The sequence below is a fragment of the Vibrio diabolicus genome (assembly GCF_011801455.1).
GTDB lineage: Bacteria > Pseudomonadota > Gammaproteobacteria > Enterobacterales > Vibrionaceae > Vibrio > Vibrio diabolicus.
In genome coordinates this window covers 1927550-1944015 of sequence record NZ_CP042451.1, presented here as the reverse complement: position 1 = coordinate 1944015, position 16466 = coordinate 1927550, and the positions used below count along the sequence as shown (strand labels likewise).

Sequence of the window (16466 nt, the reverse complement as noted above, 5' to 3'; positions counted from 1 at the left end):
ATCGGTTGAAATTAGAGAGATATTTCACCAAATACCAAACGCTGCTCAGCCTTGAGCGAATCGTTTATCGCGAATTAGGTGTGAGAAAACGATAAATTACAAGCCGCTAGCACTTAGCACTGCACGTATTTGGTCATTGAAGTCAGTATCACTCATATTGCTGAGTTCATACAAGACCTCTGCACCTGTTAAGTTGAATTCAACTTCGTGTTCATCAATGCGTTCATCATGATTGCGGAACATCAATAGGTGATGCGCGATTCTTGCAATGTCTAAATAACTCACTTCCGGTCGCGTTTGCTCGTACTTCTCGTTTGAGGAGACCTCTCTAAAGTCATTGTCAAATCCCCAGCGCTCGAGCACCAGTTTGCTTGTTGCTGAACAACGAGTTTGGAAGATTTGCAACGCAATTTCAGGATCTAGGTAATTGCCTCTATCTAAGTACAGGTGGTACTCGTTAATTAGACAAAACAAACCGATATCGGCTAGCAGACCAACCAGCAATGCTTTTTCTTGCTCCAAGTGCCCGTAAGTACCTGGCTCGTGTTTACGAAACGCTTGAACCAATATCACCATGACGGCACCGAGTTCTCGGGATACCGCTGCACTTTTCACCAAGATAGCATTACATTCTTTGGTTAAATTTACTGAATGTTTAAGTTGTTCAATCGCTTGTGCGGTAACAATATCACGCACGCGCAGTATACCAAGGCGAGATACCGCGGTGGTTAAGTCGTTGCAGGTAATGTTTCTACGATTGAAAATTACAGAGTTTGCTACTCGTAGAACGACCGCCGCCAAGCCGGGATCTTCTAACAAACAGTTAGCAACATCTGAAATAGTGGTGTGTTCTTCGACACATAACTGCTGAATTTTAAGCACGACATCAGGAATAGGGGGTAATGAAATCTTACCCGTTGAGATGGACTGTTCTACCAGCTGAGCAAACTCGGATTCCAGTGCGTTTATAAGCTTATCTTTATTATTTGGCAGCCAAAAAAATGATAAATGTTCCATTGTGACGCTGTACTTGAGATCTTTCGTACAGTGTACCCTTACAGCGTATTCTTTATCAATTAAATGCGTATCACGTGCTCGTAATTGCCAGCGAGATCATAATGATGGCGTGTTTTGGGCATGCCGTGCGTCAAAAAAATATCACCACATGAATAATAAGTGTGAAACTAATCACGTATGCTGAATATATACTTTTTTATATGTGACCTATGTCCTAACTTATTTTTCAACGTTAAGTATGATTAAGCAAGTTGGTGAGCACAACTCACAAAAATATCGCCAACAAATCGACATTTATAATTCGCTATAAGCTGCTGTTTATCTGGTGACATCGCTAATCGGGGTAATTTATTCAGATTAAAGAGGTCAATGGACATGACAGACCAAGCTTTTTTTAAATATGTACGCAACTTTAGTGAGTATCAAAAACGTTCTATGTTCGGTGGTATCGGTTTATTCACCGATGACGCTATGTTTGCGCTTGTCAGCAATGATTGCTGCTACTTACGTGGTGGTAATGGATTGGACGAAGTGTTTACTCAACTGAATTGCGAAAAATATAAGCACGTCAAAAAACAGACGACGGCAACCGTAAATTATTATGACGTAACAGATTTGTTTGAATCCGGATATGCAGGACTCGATGAACTGGTACAAAAATCAATTGAATACTCAATTAAGGAACGAAAATATCAAAAGTCTTCTGCCAGTAGACGTTTGAGAGATCTGCCAAATATGCAGTTAACTCTTGAGCGAATGGTCAAGAAAGCAGGTGTTGATGACGTAGAAACCTTTTTAGAACTTGGACCTGTAAAAGTCTTCAACAAAGTTAAAGTGGCTTATGGCAATGACGTTGATGTTAAGTTGCTTTGGAAATTCGCTGGTGCCACTGACGGTGTTCATTGGAAACTGATTCAAGAGCCGCGTAAAAAGCAGTTACTGGCGCTGTGTGAGTAAGCAAGCTGAACGCACGATGATTGACTCGTTTTGATGGAGTTAGCGGGTCGTAAAGGCAAGTGTTGAAAGCGGAAAAAGGACATTGAAGTTTTTGACCACTTCATTGAGTTAGTCATTAGATTAGACAAAAAACCGAGGCATGGGCCTCGGTTTTTGTTTTTTAATTTGCTCTTTTCTTAAAGCACAAATATTAAAACTTAAAACGGGTAGTGAACATTACCTGATCACCATAAAAGTCGTTGATACGCGCTTCAGCGCCTAGAGAGAAAAGCTCAGTTGAGTGGAAACGAGCGTATGCTGCACCGGTCCAGTCGTCATCGTTATCAATAGAAACGTAGCCGACTTTGCCGCCTACTTCTAATTGAGGACCTAACCATTGACGAACACCTAAGTTCAGTTCCATACCTACGTCAGTGCTGCTATCGCTTGAAGGTTGTACAACGCGCATTAGCATTTCACCTGTAAGGTCAGCCCAGTTGTTTAGTGGCGAATGAAAGCCAAAACCAGCGGCTGAGTCAAAATCACTTTCAAACTCAGAGTCGATACGAGCAATAACATGTGCGTTAGGGTGAATTGATTTGCTGAATCCAGCACCAAATGTCACAGGACTTGCGCCAATACGTGCTTCGAAATAGTCGTAGCTAAAGTTGCTCATAGTTGCTGGCGCATTGCGGTCGTTTGCGGCTAGGGCATGGCTTGATGCCACTAGTAAGGCAGCGGCTAATAGTGTTTTACGCATAACTAACGATAAACCTTGTTCATTATTTCCATGGATTCAAGCAACCACTTGAACCGTAATCTGATTTGTCCGACATCATAATAAAAAGGAAGGTCCACGACCAACAAAAATGTGTCGATGTTTTGTCAATTAACTTAATAGTTAGTGGGTTTAAGCAAAAACTACGCCATATACACAACGTCTAAGAGCATCAATCGGATAAATAGTGATGCTTTTCCATACTCGCGCTATTGCGCGAAATAACGTGGATCAGCTGGCTTTGGTGACATTCAAGCTAGAGCCACGCATATTACTCGCCGAAGCTTGCTCTGCGTTCAGCCATGGCATTGAGGATCGCCTCAGAATCAAGGACTTGAGTCCAAGATAGTAAGTTATCATCATTTGCAATCATAAAAGCAGTAAGCTGAGACACGATTGCTTTTCTCAACTCTTCACCTCTCCATGGTTTGGCTATGTAATAGTCCAGACTTGCGTTATTGACGGCCTCAACGGTGTCTTCTAAGCCGGCTTGTCCTGTAAGTAAGACTTTGCGGGCCGCTTTTGTGTCACCATTTTGACTGAGTTCGATTAAGAAGCTAATCCCAGTTTGCTCCGGCATAATGTGGTCGCATAAAATGAGCGCAAGCTGAACTTCCTCTTCCGCCATCTCCTCGATCACTTGCCTTGCTTCAGTGACTGATTCCGCTCCCTCGACAATAAAATGTTCCTCAAAGGGAGCGAGATCCTGGAGCACGCTATCCAAGACTTCTCGTTCGTCATCGACACATAAAATTAAATACTTGGTCATATTTCATCTCCTTTTTCGATGACTGGTAACCAGACTGTCATTCGTGTGAACTTGTCGAGCTCTGATTCGACGTCAATCCATCCTTTATGTGCTGTCACGATTTGCTGGCAGATGGACAGTCCAATGCCTAAACCAAAGTTGCCTTCTTTTTTCGTCGTGAAGTTGAGCTCGAAAATGGCTTCTCTTTGCGATTCAGGAATGCCACACCCATTATCTTCAAACGAGATAACGGCGTAATGTGTATGATCTTTTTCTGCAAGACGTGTTTGTATTTTTAAAACGCCTTTTTCCGGAAATGCATCAATGGCGTTAGAGACCAAATTCGTCCATACCTGTTGGAGTGCGATTGGTTGACAAAGGATAGGAGGTAAATCCGCATAATCAGTGGAAACCTGATGCATTTTTAGTTTGTTTTCGAAGATCACCAAGGTGTCTTCAATACCTTCATGAATATCAGCATAGTGCTGGGCTTCATCATCTGAGCGTGCGTAACCTTTAAGGCTTTTCACCATATCTGCAATTCGCGCAGCACAGACGTTAATCGAGCGAAGAGTGGAACCTGCTTTGTGGTATTGCTCAAGAGTATCGAGAACATGAGAAGACACTTGCTGTTTTTTCGTTAGTTGAGTGAGTAACTCGTGATCTGACTCTAGCCCAAGGTTCACCACTTTCTTAGCCAGTGTTCGGTCTGGAAGGGCATGATTAAGTGCTTTAACGCGTGATCTGAGCTCTGCGGTTGAAGCGGGTTTTGCGGTTTGAGCTTTGCTCAGTAACTCAATGCCTTTGATTTGTATATCGGAACTGGGTACTTCGTTAAGTAATCGTGCAAGCGTATGCGTTAAATTCTCTACGCCCCTCAATATCGCTGCTATCGGATTATTTAGTTCATGCGCCACGCCCGCAACCAACTGGCCGAGCATCGCCATTTTTTCTCTTTCAATGAGTTGCTGGTGGGCAGACTCCAGCGATTCGAGCGTTTTTTGAAGTTGCAGCTTGGTGTTGATGCTTCTTTGTAATCGGCGGTTGAAGTGGCGTAAAAGCAAGTTTGTAAAAAGAGGCAGCAAGTTTGAGTCGCTTTGCATCACTTTATTGAATACGTTGCGATCGAGTTTGATGACCTCTGTCTTTGTCAGCGTTAGGGCTGTCGAGAAAGAACATTCCCCAGTAACAAACGACATGCCTCCGACAATATTACCTTTGTTATGGCGTACAACCTCTTGCTGCATGCCTTGTTCATCGCGCTTGTACAGAGCCACTTCACCATCGGTAATAAACCACAAAAAGCTATTTGGCTCGCCTTCCACGGTTAATAAGTGTTCAGGTGAGTATGTACGGCACGCTCTTGTTTCGTCGTTATCTTTGAAAAACTGCTGGAGAGCGGAGATCACTTGCTCGGCTAACTCGGCATCAGACATCGAGTGGTAGTCGTGTAAAAAGCCCGCTTGATAATGGCTCATCTGATTATTGATGTGCGCTCGCAACAAGCTGTGATGATCCAATATCTGACTGTAACTTAGCAGGTCTTCTTTACCGTTTCGCAAGATAAATTGGGTCAGCTCTTTTTGCACTGTGTTAAATAAGACGTGATCTGGCAAAGGTTTAGTGAGGCAGTGGTCGAGCCTGCCTTCATTAACAGCAGTGAGAATTGCCTCTATATCAGACGAGCAGCTAATAAGAATTTTTCTTGCTTGCTCGGTATGCGGCATCCGGTCTAAACCAATAAGAAAATCCACGCCATTAAAATGAGCGTGATGGCTCGCTATGACTAAAGCAACAGTCTGCTCTCTTTCTTCTAGATACTCTAAAGCGCTTTGAGCCTCTTCTATCGATTCGACAGAAAAAATATCAAACTTACTTGAGAAGGCAGACAGCTCCAATCGAAACTGTTCAGCACTGATTGGGTTGTTGTCGAGACACAACACAGCATAACGATTCACAGATGTTTTAGCTCCGGTTAAAACTTCGCCACGCAAACTTTAACAATAAAAGGACATGATGAGTGGGAGCCAAGTATGATTCCTGATTAATGGACTAGAATAAGCATCAATAGTCTGATTTGTCTCAATGTTTTCTCCGCAGGTGGTTTGGGGTAGACTGACCGAAAATACCTAGTAAGTGACGTTATGCAAAATCTTAAAAAAATCGGCGCCATTGGTGGTGCTATCTCATTAGCGCTGTGTTGGCCATTGGCTGTCGGACAAATTGGTCAGTCCATCATTGAAGATGGTATTACCAATATGAATGATGAAATGATTAAAGGCGAAGTGGTCGAGTATCAGCGTGGCTATTTGTCTTCAGTCGTGCTGACTCGTTATTCAGTTGTTGATCCTGAGCTTAAAACGCAGCTAGAGCGTGATGGTATGCCAACGACGTTTGACGTAACCAGTGATGTTAGCCACGGTCTAACAAGCCTAACAGCAGATTCAAAATTGGTGGACAATGACTTTTTGCCTCTCACGATGCATAGTCAGACTCAACTAAATGGCAATACGGCATTCACCCTTGACCTAGACAGTTGGTATTATCGTAACGAAGCGCAAGGTGTTTCTGTTTCTACAAGCCCTGCAAAAGTGACAGGGGATGTGACGGTATTGGGTGATCTCAATTACCAAGTTTCTGTTCCTTCTGTTCAAGTGGATTTTGAAAACGGTGAAGAGCTTCATCTGAATGCATTGACAGGTCAGGGTAAAGGTAAGCAAGCAAAAGGCTATTGGCTGGGTGAGCAATCTTTTTCTCTAGAGAAGCTGGATGTGGTTGATTCGAACTTAACGCCTGTCTTTTTGATTGAGAATGCGAGTTACCGCGGCAACACTACGATGAATGAGTCTGGTGATAAGCTGAACAGTCAGCTGAACCTAGATGCTAAGAAACTGCGTTTAACTGATGGTACGGATGTCGATAACTTTAAGTTGGATTTCTCAATTGCAGATGTGGATAGCCAGTCATTTGACCAAATTATGTCTATCTATCAAAGCTCTCCAATGTTAGACGAGCAGGAAATTGCGAGCTTATTGCCGCATGTTGACACGCTGTTTAGCAAAGGTTTTGATTTATCCGTGAATGAGCTTTCACTTGCGTTTGGTGACGGTAAGTTCCATAACGAGTGGCAATTATCCATTCCTGAAGGTACTGACCACATTACTCAAGACCCAATGAAGTTGATGACGGCGACTACTGGTGAGCTCAGTACTTACTTCTCTGACGAATTAGTGACGCACTACCCATTTATTCAAGAAGGAATCGATGAGCTGCTCATCATGGAGTTGATCGAGAAAGTCGAGGGCGGTTATCAACTCAAAGCAGAAATCGGTGACGGTAAATTGAGGTTCGAAAATGGACATGAGTTCCCATTAGTGGCGCTACTTATGCCCGCCTTGATGCAACAACAGTAGCCAAGTATTGTTGCGGAATTAATCCAATTTAACGCTTAGTCTTTAAAAAGAGGTCGTAAGACCTCTTTTCTTGTTTTTATCGCTGCGAAAACGTGATATTAATTTCGTAATATTTACATAGCAGGAGCAATGAGCATCATGGAACAAAATACGGACAACGTATTTAACTTCAGTGCAGGGCCAGCAGGTCTGCCTAAAGCAGTTATGCAGCAAGCACAACAGGAACTAATCGATTGGCAAGGCCTTGGTACTTCGGTCATGGAAATCAGCCATCGAAGCAAAGAGTTCATCAAAGTTGCAGAAGAAGCCGAGCAGGATTTACGTGATCTTCTGAATATTCCGGACAACTATAAAGTGCTGTTCTGCCAAGGTGGTGCTCGTGCTCAGTTTGCTGCTGTTCCTCTAAACTTACTTGGTGATGCCGAGACGGCAACTTACATCGACGGCGGTTATTGGGCTGAAAGTGCGGTAGCTGAAGCGAAGAAATACTGCGAGCCAGACGTATTTGATGCAAAAACAGAAATCGACGGAAAAGTAGCCGTTCTACCTGCAAACGAATGGAAAATTGCTCCAGAAGCGGCTTACGTGCATTTCTGTCCAAATGAAACCATTGACGGTATCGAGATTAACGATCTTCCAGTCACCGACAAACCAATCGTTGCTGACATGTCTTCGACGATTCTTTCTCGTGAGATTGATGTATCGAAATACGGTGTGATTTATGCGGGCGCTCAGAAAAACATTGGTCCTTCAGGCATTGCTATCGCTATCGTGCGCGACGACTTGTTAGGTATGGCGAAGCAGGTACTGCCAAGTATCTTGGATTATACTGTTCTGGCTGAGAAAGAATCAATGTTCAACACGCCACCAACCTTTGCATGGTACCTGTCTGGTCTTGTTTTCAAATGGTTGAAGGCGCAGGGTGGGGTAAAAGCGATCGAGCAAGTGAACCGCGCTAAAGCCGCACTACTGTATGATTACATCGATCAGTCTGGTTTCTACCGTAATGGCGTGCACTCAGCAAACCGTTCTTTGATGAATGTGCCATTCCAACTTGCGAAACCTGAACTGGATGCGACGTTCCTTGAACTAGCCGATGCCAAAGGGCTGAAATCACTAAAAGGACACCGAGCCGTTGGTGGTATGCGAGCTTCCATTTATAACGCCATGCCGCTAGAAGGTGTACAAGCGTTAGTCGATTTTATGCAAGAGTTTGAGAAAAACTACGCATAAAATCAAATTCACTGTTATTCATTAAAGCGTCGCAATTGCGGCGCTTTTGTTTATCTCAACTCACATCACTCCAGGAAGGTAAAATGACCAAGGCGAATATTGAAGCGCTGATCAAGCAGTTCCCACTCTTGGCGCCACTTATCGATCTTAAGGAGGTTTGCTGGTTTAACCCAAACATAACCTCTTTAGCAGAAGGTTTGCCCTATGTGAGGCTAGATGAGAAAGATATTCAAGCTGCGAGTGAACGGCTAGCACGATTTGCGCCTTATTTGATGAAAGCGTTTCCCGAAACGGAAGCTTCGTATGGCATCATTGAGTCTTCTGTGGTGGATGTTCCCAAGATGAAAGTGCGTTTGGAGCAGCAATACGACACGCCAATATTGGGTCGTTTAATGCTTAAAAAGGACAGCCATCTGCCAATTTCTGGTTCTATCAAAGCGAGAGGTGGCATTTATGAAGTGCTCACCCATGCAGAAAAGTTGGCGTTTGAAGCTGGCTTACTCTGCGAAACCGATGATTACAGCAAATTGTTCAGCAATGAGTTTCGGCAGTTTTTTAAGCAGTACAGTATTGCGGTTGGGTCAACGGGTAACCTCGGTATGTCCATTGGCATCATGAGTGCAAAGCTTGGTTTTTCAGTCTCGGTTCACATGTCTTCTGATGCGCGGGAGTGGAAGAAAAATAAGCTCCGATCACATGGCGTCAAAGTGGTGGAGTACCAGCAAGACTATGGTGTTGCCGTTGAGCAAGGTCGTAAAGAAGCAGAGCAAGATCCTAACTGCTTCTTTATTGATGATGAAAACTCGCAGACGTTGTTTCTAGGTTACTCTGTTGCGGGTGAGCGTCTTAAGCAGCAGTTTGATGACTTGGGAATCGTGGTTGATGAGCATCATCCGCTGTTTGTTTATCTACCCTGTGGTGTTGGCGGTGGGCCTGGTGGCGTGGCGTTTGGTTTGAAAGTCGCATTTGGTGATCATGTTCATTGTATTTTCGCAGAGCCAACGCACTCTCCGTGCATGTTGTTGGGCGTACATACCGGCTTGCATGACGAGATTGCGGTACAATATTTGGGTATCGACAACATGACCGCTGCTGATGGATTGGCAGTAGGGCGTGCGTCGGGCTTTGTCGGTAGAGCGATGGAAAGGCTAATTGATGGCTTTTACACCATTGATGATGCTCGTATGTATCACCACTTGGGTGAGTTAAGTGAACTAGAAGGCATTAATCTAGAGCCTTCTGCATTAGCCGGTATGGTTGGGGTAGTGCACGTCTCGAATAATCATGCTTATCAGTCTCGAATGCAATTTGACGAAGAAAAACTCAGAAACGCAACGCATCTTGTTTGGGCAACAGGTGGAGGGATGGTTCCGGAAGATGAAATGGCGGCTTATCTCAAAAAATCAGGTCGGTAAATCAGCCCTGTATACGTACTTAACTAGGCAATTGACAATACAGGAATAGCAAAAGGGCCCATCGTTTGATGAGCCCTTCTCGTCACAGAATATCGAATTATAGAGACTGTAATAGCTGGTAGTAACGACCTTTCTGAGCGAGTAGCGTTGGATGATCGCCTTGCTCGATGATCTTACCTTGTTCCATCAAACAGATACTATCCATGTTTTCTAATTCTATAAGTCGGTGTGTAATGAATACCACTGTCTTATTAGCAAAGTGCTCATTGAAAAGCGCCATCACTTTTTGTTCCGTACGCTTATCGAGGCCTTCAGTCGGTTCATCTAAGAGTAGGATTGGGGCATCACGTAGCAATGCGCGAGCGATACCGATTCGGCGTTTCTCACCACCAGATAACTGACGACCACCGTCGCCTAACCAAGCATCTAACCCTGGAGCCTCAAGAAGGCCACCAAGTTCGACTTTTTGAAGAATCTCAGACAGTCGCTCATCACTTGCTTCTGGAGCGGCCATAAGTAAGTTGTCACGCAGTGTTCCATTCAGTACATCAACGCGTTGACTTACCACTGTCATTGCTTCTCGCAGGTCAGACTCGCTCCAATCTTGCAGCTTTGTACCACCGATTCGAACTTCACCTTGGTTTACATCCCAGTAGCGACAAAGAAGCTGAATCAGTGTTGATTTACCTGAACCTGTTTGACCTACAATCGCTGTTTTAGTGCCCAACGGTAGTGAGAGTGACAAGTCTTTCAGCACCTTTTGCTGACCGTCAGGGTAAGTGAAGTCAATGTTGTCGAATTCAATGTCTAACGTTGTGCCTTTATGTTTCGATTGCTCAGGGAAGACAACGTCCGGTTCAGCCAAAATTACTTCATTTAAACGACGAGCAGAAGTCAACGTTTGACCCAGGTACTGGAACGCGCCCGCAATAGGCATCAAAATTTCAAAACTTGCCATCGTTGCAAATGCAAACAACGCAATCCAAGGATCAGGAGTACGACCTCCTACGCCGTCTGCAGCAAACCAAAGCATCACAACCAGTGTAAGACCGTTCACAAGCATAAGCAGGCCTGAAGCCATGCCCGTTAAATTCGCGTTCACAAACTGATTAGACAACAGCTGCTTTTGCTTCTCTAGAATGAGATTGCGATAACGCTCTTCTGCTCCAAAGATACTCAGTTCGCTGTAGCCTTGAAGCCAGTCCAGTGTCGCCACTCGTAATTGCGCTTTATGATGAGTGAGATTCTCGCCATTGTTTTTACCCAGTTTATAGAACAGTACCGGCCATACAAACAACATGACGGTAAGAATCGAGCCAAGCAGTAGGGCGAGATGCCAATCAAAGAACGCCAGGACAGCCGTTAAACTCAATATGCCAAAAATACCAATCACGACAGGGCTGATAAGTCGAAGGTAAACGTGATCCATCGCATCTACGTCCGCCACTAGGCGGTTGAGCAGATCGGCATCACGCATCGTAGAAACACGACCCGGAATCAGTGGTGCAAGTTTCTTAAAGAAGAAGATACGTAAATCGGTAAGCAGCTTGAACGTTGCATTGTGGCTAACGACACGTTCTCCCCATCGACCTGCGGTTCGAGCCATTGCAGCGCCGCGTACCCCGGCACCTGGTAACATGTAGTTGAAGGTCTCACGAGCAACCGTCAAGCCTGCCACCGCTGCGGCTGAAATAAACCAACCCGATAGCGTTAATAAGCCCATAGATGCAGCTAAGGTCAGAAATGCCAATAGCATACCTAGAGAAAGACCAAACCAATGTTTTTTATAGAGTTTTAGATAAGGGAGTAAATCACGCATCTAAGTTCCCCTTGTCTGTTTCACGTTGTGCGAGGTTCGCTTCCAACATGTCTTTAAATAAGCCATCTTCTGTCGACAGTGTGTCGTAATCACCACATTGAACAATCTGGCCGTCCTGCATAACAAGAATTTGCGATACGCTTTGTAAAGGTGCCAACTGGTGAGTAATCATCAAATTCGTTGTGGCATGTGCGTACTTGTTAATGCCTTCCATGACGAGTTTTTCACTACGAGCATCTAAGCTTGCGGTCGGTTCATCTAATAACCAAAAACGACCATTTTGTAGCATAGCGCGAGCCAACGCTAAACGCTGGGCTTGGCCGACAGATAAACCACCAGAGCGGTCAGATATCGGGTAATCCAACCCATGCATTTCAACAAATTCAGCAGCATGAGAGTCATTCAAAACAGAATGAACGTCTGCATCTTGAATGTTGTGTTTGCCTAACGTGACGTTATCTCGAATGCTGCCATGTAATAGCATTGGGTTTTGACCAATCCAGCTTACGGCCTCTCGCCATGTGGTGAGATCCAGTTGTGACAATTCACAACCATTAATCTTCAAGCTACCTTGATAAGGCATGAAACCGAGGATGGTGTTTACCAAGCTTGTTTTACCTGCGCCACTTGGTCCAACTAAAGCCGTACTTTTGTTGGCTTCAAGAGAGAAGGATAGGGGACCCGCGAGCTGCTTACCTTCCGGACTAAAAATGGTTAACTCGTCCGCTTCAATATGGATGGGACTACTCTTATCTAACGCTTGGGTGCCATCTTTGACTTGATCGACTTCCAAATCCAGAAACTCGACAATGCTTTCTGCTGCGCCAACCGCTTGCTGTTTCGCATGATAGAACGTGCCCAAATCACGTAATGGCTGATAAAACTCTGGCGCAAGAATCAGAATGAACAAACCAGCAAACAGCGTAACACCTGTGCCGTAGTAGCCGAAATCGAGCTCTCCGATATAACTAAAGCCAAAGTAGACGGCGGTAATTGCGATATAAATGGAAGTGAAAAACTCTAAAACCGCAGAAGATAGAAACGCGATTTTCAGAACGTCCATGGTGCGAGTACGAAAGACTTCCGAAGCACCCTTAAGAGTTTCAGTTTCAGATTTTGTTCTATCGAATAAGCGAATGGTCGTCATTGCTTGCAAGCGGTCATAAAAGTGACCGGACAAACGCTGCATCGCTTTAAAGTTTTTACGGTTTGCTTCTGCGGCTTTCATCCCAACCAGTGCCATGAAAATAGGCACCAGTGGTGCAGTGACTAGGAAGATCAAGCCTGCCGCCCAGTTTACTGGGAATACGACAACCAAAATAATGAAAGGCACTAGTACCGATAATGACATCTGAGGCAAGTAGCGAGAGAAGAAATCTTGCATATCTTCTACCTGCTCTAAGATGAGCGTCGCCCAGCTGCCGGCAGGTTTGCCTTTGATGTAAGCTGGCCCAAGTTTATGAACTTTATCTAAAATGAGTTGGCGAATATAAACTCGAATTTGCTCACCGCAACGGTAACCGGCAAGCTCTCGACCCCAGGTACAAGCAGCTCGACCGATAACCGTGCCACCAAGCCCAACAAAATGCCAAATGAGGTCGGCTTTGTCGACTTGGTCAATGATTAACTGGTGCAGAATGGAGGCGAGCAGGGCTGCTTGAGCCAATAAAAACACGCTTGAAAGTACGCCTAGGCCTATCGCAATCATAAGCCAGCGCTTGGCTAACTTACTTTGTTGCTTAAGCCACTTATTCAAGCTGCTTTGCTTTTTCTTATCCATCGTGAAGGCTTAATGATAATTGTTTTAATGAGGCGGTAGTATACAAAAGAAAACCCAGCGGGAATACCGCTGGGCTTTAAGGATATGACACAAATGTGAAAAGTTATTTGTCACCAAGTGAGTCTAAGAAACGCTCAGCATCTAATGCCGCCATACAACCTGTACCTGCTGATGTGATAGCTTGACGGTAGTTATGGTCCATAACGTCGCCTGCTGCAAATACACCTTCAATGCTAGTTTGTGTAGCGTTGCCTTCTAGGCCAGACTTAACGATGATGTAGCCATCTTTCATGTCTACTTGGCCTTCAAAGATTTGTGTGTTTGGCTGGTGGCCGATCGCAATAAACGCGCCCATCACTTCAAGGTCTTCAGTCGCACCTGTGTTGACGTCTTTAATACGAACGCCAGTTACGCCCATGTCGTCGCCAAGTACTTCATCGAGAGTTCGATCGGTATGAAGAACGATATTACCGCTTTCAACTTTATCCATCAGACGTTTCACAAGGATCTTCTCTGCACGGAATGAATCGCGGCGGTGGATCAGGTGAACTTCTGACGCAATGTTAGATAGGTAAAGTGCTTCCTCAACAGCAGTGTTACCACCGCCCACAACTGCAACTTTCTGATTACGGTAGAAGAAACCGTCACAGGTTGCACAAGCAGAAACGCCGCGACCTTTAAATGCTTCTTCAGACTCAAGGCCAAGGTATTTTGCTGATGCACCCGTAGAAATAATCAATGCGTCACATGTGTACTCGCCAGAATCGCCTTTTAAACGAAATGGGCGTTGTGATAGTTCTACTTCGTTGATGTGATCAAACACGATCTCAGTTTCGAAACGCTCGGCGTGCTCTTTCATGCGATCCATCAATGCAGGACCTGTCAGACCTTCAGCGTCGCCGGGCCAGTTTTCAACTTCAGTAGTGGTGGTTAGCTGACCACCTTGTTGCATTCCCGTCACAAGCACAGGGTTTAGGTTGGCACGCGCTGCGTAGACGGCAGCTGTGTATCCTGCTGGACCAGAACCAAGAATTAATAGTTTACAATGTTTTACGTCGCTCATTATGGCTCCAAAAAGGGCTGAACATTTCCCTCGATTGTATGGAAATTCTTAGTGCTTTAAAAGCATAAACAACGATTGTGATCGAATAATTGGTTATAGATTAGAACCCACTAAAGATTGATAAAGAACGTTGACTTCTAGCATAAAATTCTATTCGTAGTAGAGAAGTCTAGTTTCAAATATCGCCAAAGCGCAAAACTGAAACATGGTTCTGTATTTTTGCTTTGGATTGGTTTGTTGTGTTGTTTTTGTTGTTTTGTTGAAGCTATCAACGTTAAAAGCTGGCAATTACAGAATATTTGCGTAACCTAGCGTGTAAATTAAATGTTAATTAATGTGCCTCATTAAAGGAGACAATGATGTTACATTCACGTGAGAATACTCTGCATTTAACACAGCTCAGCATGGCAGCAATTGAGCAGCTTTCCCCATCGTTTGAAGAACTGCCTCGTACCGAGCATGCAGATGGTCAGTATCGACTAAGACGTTATTCTGTGGTTGGTTTTGATAACGGCAAAGTCATTGACTTAAACAAAAACAGCTTTGTTCAATCGTCTGATATCAACCGATTCCAAGGTGATGTTGTAAGACAATTTGAGCCGATTGAGAAGGATATTCTCACCAGTGATGGTTTCCGAGAAATGTGCGAATTGTTTGTCAATGCGAATCATTTGCCTAACGGCCAGGAAATAGAAATTCACCAAATCCGAATCACAGCGCTAGAAGAAGAAACTCAAGTGGCACCTGAAGGTGTGCACCAAGACGGTTTTGATCACATTGCAATGGTTGGCGTAGGACGTCATAACATCATTGGTGGTGACATCATGCTGTACAGCAGTCATAACCAAGCCCCATTTTTCCGTAAGGTGTTAGAAACGGGTGAGGTTGCAATATTGGCAGACAGTAAACTGTGGCACAATGCGTGCCCAATCCGTTCTGTCATTGATGATGAAGCGGGTCATATGGATGTGTTTGTACTCACGGCTACGGATAAGCGCAATGAACTTCAATCTTAATCTGATCAGGGAGCAGTTTCCGGCGCTCGCTCAATACCATAACGACAAACCTGTGACGTTTTTTGATGGTCCAGGCGGGTCACAGGTACCTCAATCAGTGCTAGACAGCATGGTGGGATATTTAGGTCGTTTCAACGCCAACTTAGGCGGGCATTATTTTTCTAGCCAAAAGACGGTTGACGTGATGCAAAATGCACGCGAGTCAGCGCAAGCTCTGCTAAACGCGCCGTCGTCTGGCAATATCGTCTTCGGCGCGAACATGACATCGTTAACCTTTCAGCTCAGCCGTGCGATTAGCCGAGATTGGCAAGAGGGAGATGAGATCATTGTTTCTGCTTTGGACCACTATTCGAATGTGTCTAGCTGGCAGCAAGCGGCAGAAGATAAAGGCGTTACGGTTCATCAGGTTCGTATCAACGAAGATGATTGTACGTTGGACTTGGAGCATTTAAGCAGTCTTCTTTCTGATAAAACGCGCCTTGTAGCGGTGACCTATGCATCGAATACGACTGGTTCTATCGTGGATGTGCAGCGAGTAGTAAGCATGGCGCACAACGTTGGGGCACAAGTTTATGTGGATGCCGTTCATTATGCGCCGCATCATTTGGTTGATGTTCAAGCGTTAGGCTGTGACTTTTTAGCTTGCTCAGCTTACAAGTTTTTCGGCCCGCACGTTGGTATTGCTTACATAGCCGATCAGTGGCTGCACAGTATTCGTCCGTACAAAGTCGAGCCTGCTACCAATATTGGCCCAGGCCGATTTGAAACGGGGACGCAAAGTTTTGAAGGTCTTGCTGGTGTCGTTGCTGCGGTTGAGTATCTGGCTCAATTTGGTGAAGCCAGTTTACCCCTTCGTCAACGATTGGAGCAAAGTTACCAATTGTATGAACAACATGAGCAACGCTTGAGTGAGCGATTCTTACAGCGTCTGAGTGCAGTAGATGGTGTCAATCTATTTGGCATTGCGAAAGAAGATAGCCAGCTCCGCACACCAACTTTTGCGCTAACATTCGACCGATATTCTCCAGAGTTTATCGCGAAAACGCTGGGTGAACACAACATCTGTGTTTGGAACGGCCACTTTTATGCGCTGGGCTTAGTTCGTCAACTTGGTCTAGAAGAGTCGGGTGGTGTGGTACGAATTGGTTGCATGCATTACAACACAATAGAAGAAGTCGACATGTTGTTCGATGTACTAGAAAACATCCTTGATGCGTAACTGATTATATCTTCCTGATAGAAAAAAAA

The 16466-nt window shown here is 44.7% G+C and carries 13 protein-coding genes; 6 read left to right on the top strand and 7 right to left on the bottom strand.

Annotated elements, in window-relative coordinates:
- Positions 1 to 96: 96 nt before the first annotated feature.
- Positions 97 to 1017 carry an HDOD domain-containing protein gene (locus FR741_RS09305; protein WP_005393212.1) on the bottom strand — a complete coding sequence of 307 codons (921 nt, stop codon included), beginning with the start codon at positions 1015 to 1017 and terminating at the stop codon, positions 97 to 99.
- Positions 1018 to 1386: 369 nt separating this feature from the next.
- On the opposite strand from FR741_RS09305, the gene FR741_RS09300 reads away from it, so the two are divergent.
- Entirely contained in the window at positions 1387 to 1974 is a 588-nt protein-coding gene (locus tag FR741_RS09300) for a TfoX/Sxy family DNA transformation protein (RefSeq protein WP_005393210.1), read from the top strand.
- Positions 1975 to 2164: 190 nt separating this feature from the next.
- Here FR741_RS09300 and FR741_RS09295 read toward each other — a convergent pair whose 3' ends face one another.
- The 3 genes from FR741_RS09295 to FR741_RS09285 form a co-directional block, all read right to left on the bottom strand.
- A complete protein-coding gene (locus FR741_RS09295; protein WP_005393208.1) occupies positions 2165 to 2713 on the bottom strand; it encodes a hypothetical protein in 549 nt (182 codons plus the stop codon).
- A 289-nt stretch (positions 2714 to 3002) separates the two neighbouring features.
- On the bottom strand, positions 3003 to 3500 hold the full coding sequence (locus FR741_RS09290; protein ID WP_012841921.1) for a response regulator: 498 nt from the start codon (positions 3498 to 3500) through the stop codon (positions 3003 to 3005).
- Positions 3497 to 5437, bottom strand: coding sequence for an ATP-binding protein (locus FR741_RS09285; protein WP_167426689.1), 1941 nt, complete (start codon positions 5435 to 5437; stop codon positions 3497 to 3499). Before FR741_RS09285 ends, FR741_RS09290 begins: the two co-directional genes overlap by 4 nt.
- Before the next feature lie 186 nt (positions 5438 to 5623).
- Between FR741_RS09285 and FR741_RS09280 the strand changes: the two genes are divergently transcribed.
- The 3 genes from FR741_RS09280 to FR741_RS09270 all read left to right on the top strand — a co-directional run bounded on the left by FR741_RS09280 (position 5624) and on the right by FR741_RS09270 (position 9540).
- Positions 5624 to 6892: a DUF945 family protein gene (locus FR741_RS09280; protein ID WP_167426688.1), complete on the top strand. Its 1269-nt coding sequence runs from the start codon at positions 5624 to 5626 to the stop codon at positions 6890 to 6892.
- 138 nt (positions 6893 to 7030) lie between these two features.
- Positions 7031 to 8125, top strand: a complete 1095-nt coding sequence (gene serC / locus FR741_RS09275; protein ID WP_167426687.1) for a 3-phosphoserine/phosphohydroxythreonine transaminase — start codon at positions 7031 to 7033, stop codon at positions 8123 to 8125.
- Positions 8126 to 8208: 83 nt separating this feature from the next.
- Positions 8209 to 9540: a D-serine ammonia-lyase gene (locus FR741_RS09270; RefSeq protein ID WP_167426686.1), complete on the top strand. Its 1332-nt coding sequence runs from the start codon at positions 8209 to 8211 to the stop codon at positions 9538 to 9540.
- A 97-nt stretch (positions 9541 to 9637) separates the two neighbouring features.
- On the opposite strand, the gene cydC is transcribed toward FR741_RS09270, so the two are convergent.
- The 3 genes from cydC to trxB form a co-directional block, all read right to left on the bottom strand.
- Complete coding sequence (gene cydC, locus FR741_RS09265) at positions 9638 to 11359, bottom strand: heme ABC transporter ATP-binding protein/permease CydC (RefSeq protein WP_167426685.1); 1722 nt, start codon at positions 11357 to 11359, stop codon at positions 9638 to 9640.
- On the bottom strand, positions 11352 to 13139 hold the full coding sequence (gene cydD / locus FR741_RS09260; protein ID WP_167426684.1) for a heme ABC transporter permease/ATP-binding protein CydD: 1788 nt from the start codon (positions 13137 to 13139) through the stop codon (positions 11352 to 11354). Before cydD ends, cydC begins: the two co-directional genes overlap by 8 nt.
- 103 nt (positions 13140 to 13242) lie before the next feature.
- The gene (gene trxB, locus FR741_RS09255) at positions 13243 to 14202 is read right to left on the bottom strand and encodes a thioredoxin-disulfide reductase (RefSeq protein WP_005393195.1); all 960 of its coding nucleotides are present in this window, start codon (positions 14200 to 14202) and stop codon (positions 13243 to 13245) included.
- 359 nt (positions 14203 to 14561) lie between these two features.
- Here trxB and FR741_RS09250 point away from each other — a divergent pair, with 359 nt between their 5' ends.
- Entirely contained in the window at positions 14562 to 15218 is a 657-nt protein-coding gene (locus tag FR741_RS09250) for a 2OG-Fe dioxygenase family protein (protein WP_005393193.1), read from the top strand.
- Entirely contained in the window at positions 15202 to 16437 is a 1236-nt protein-coding gene (locus FR741_RS09245; RefSeq protein WP_167426683.1) for a cysteine desulfurase-like protein, read from the top strand. The genes FR741_RS09250 and FR741_RS09245 overlap by 17 nt, the downstream gene beginning before the upstream one ends.
- The last annotated feature ends 29 nt before the right edge of the window (positions 16438 to 16466 follow it).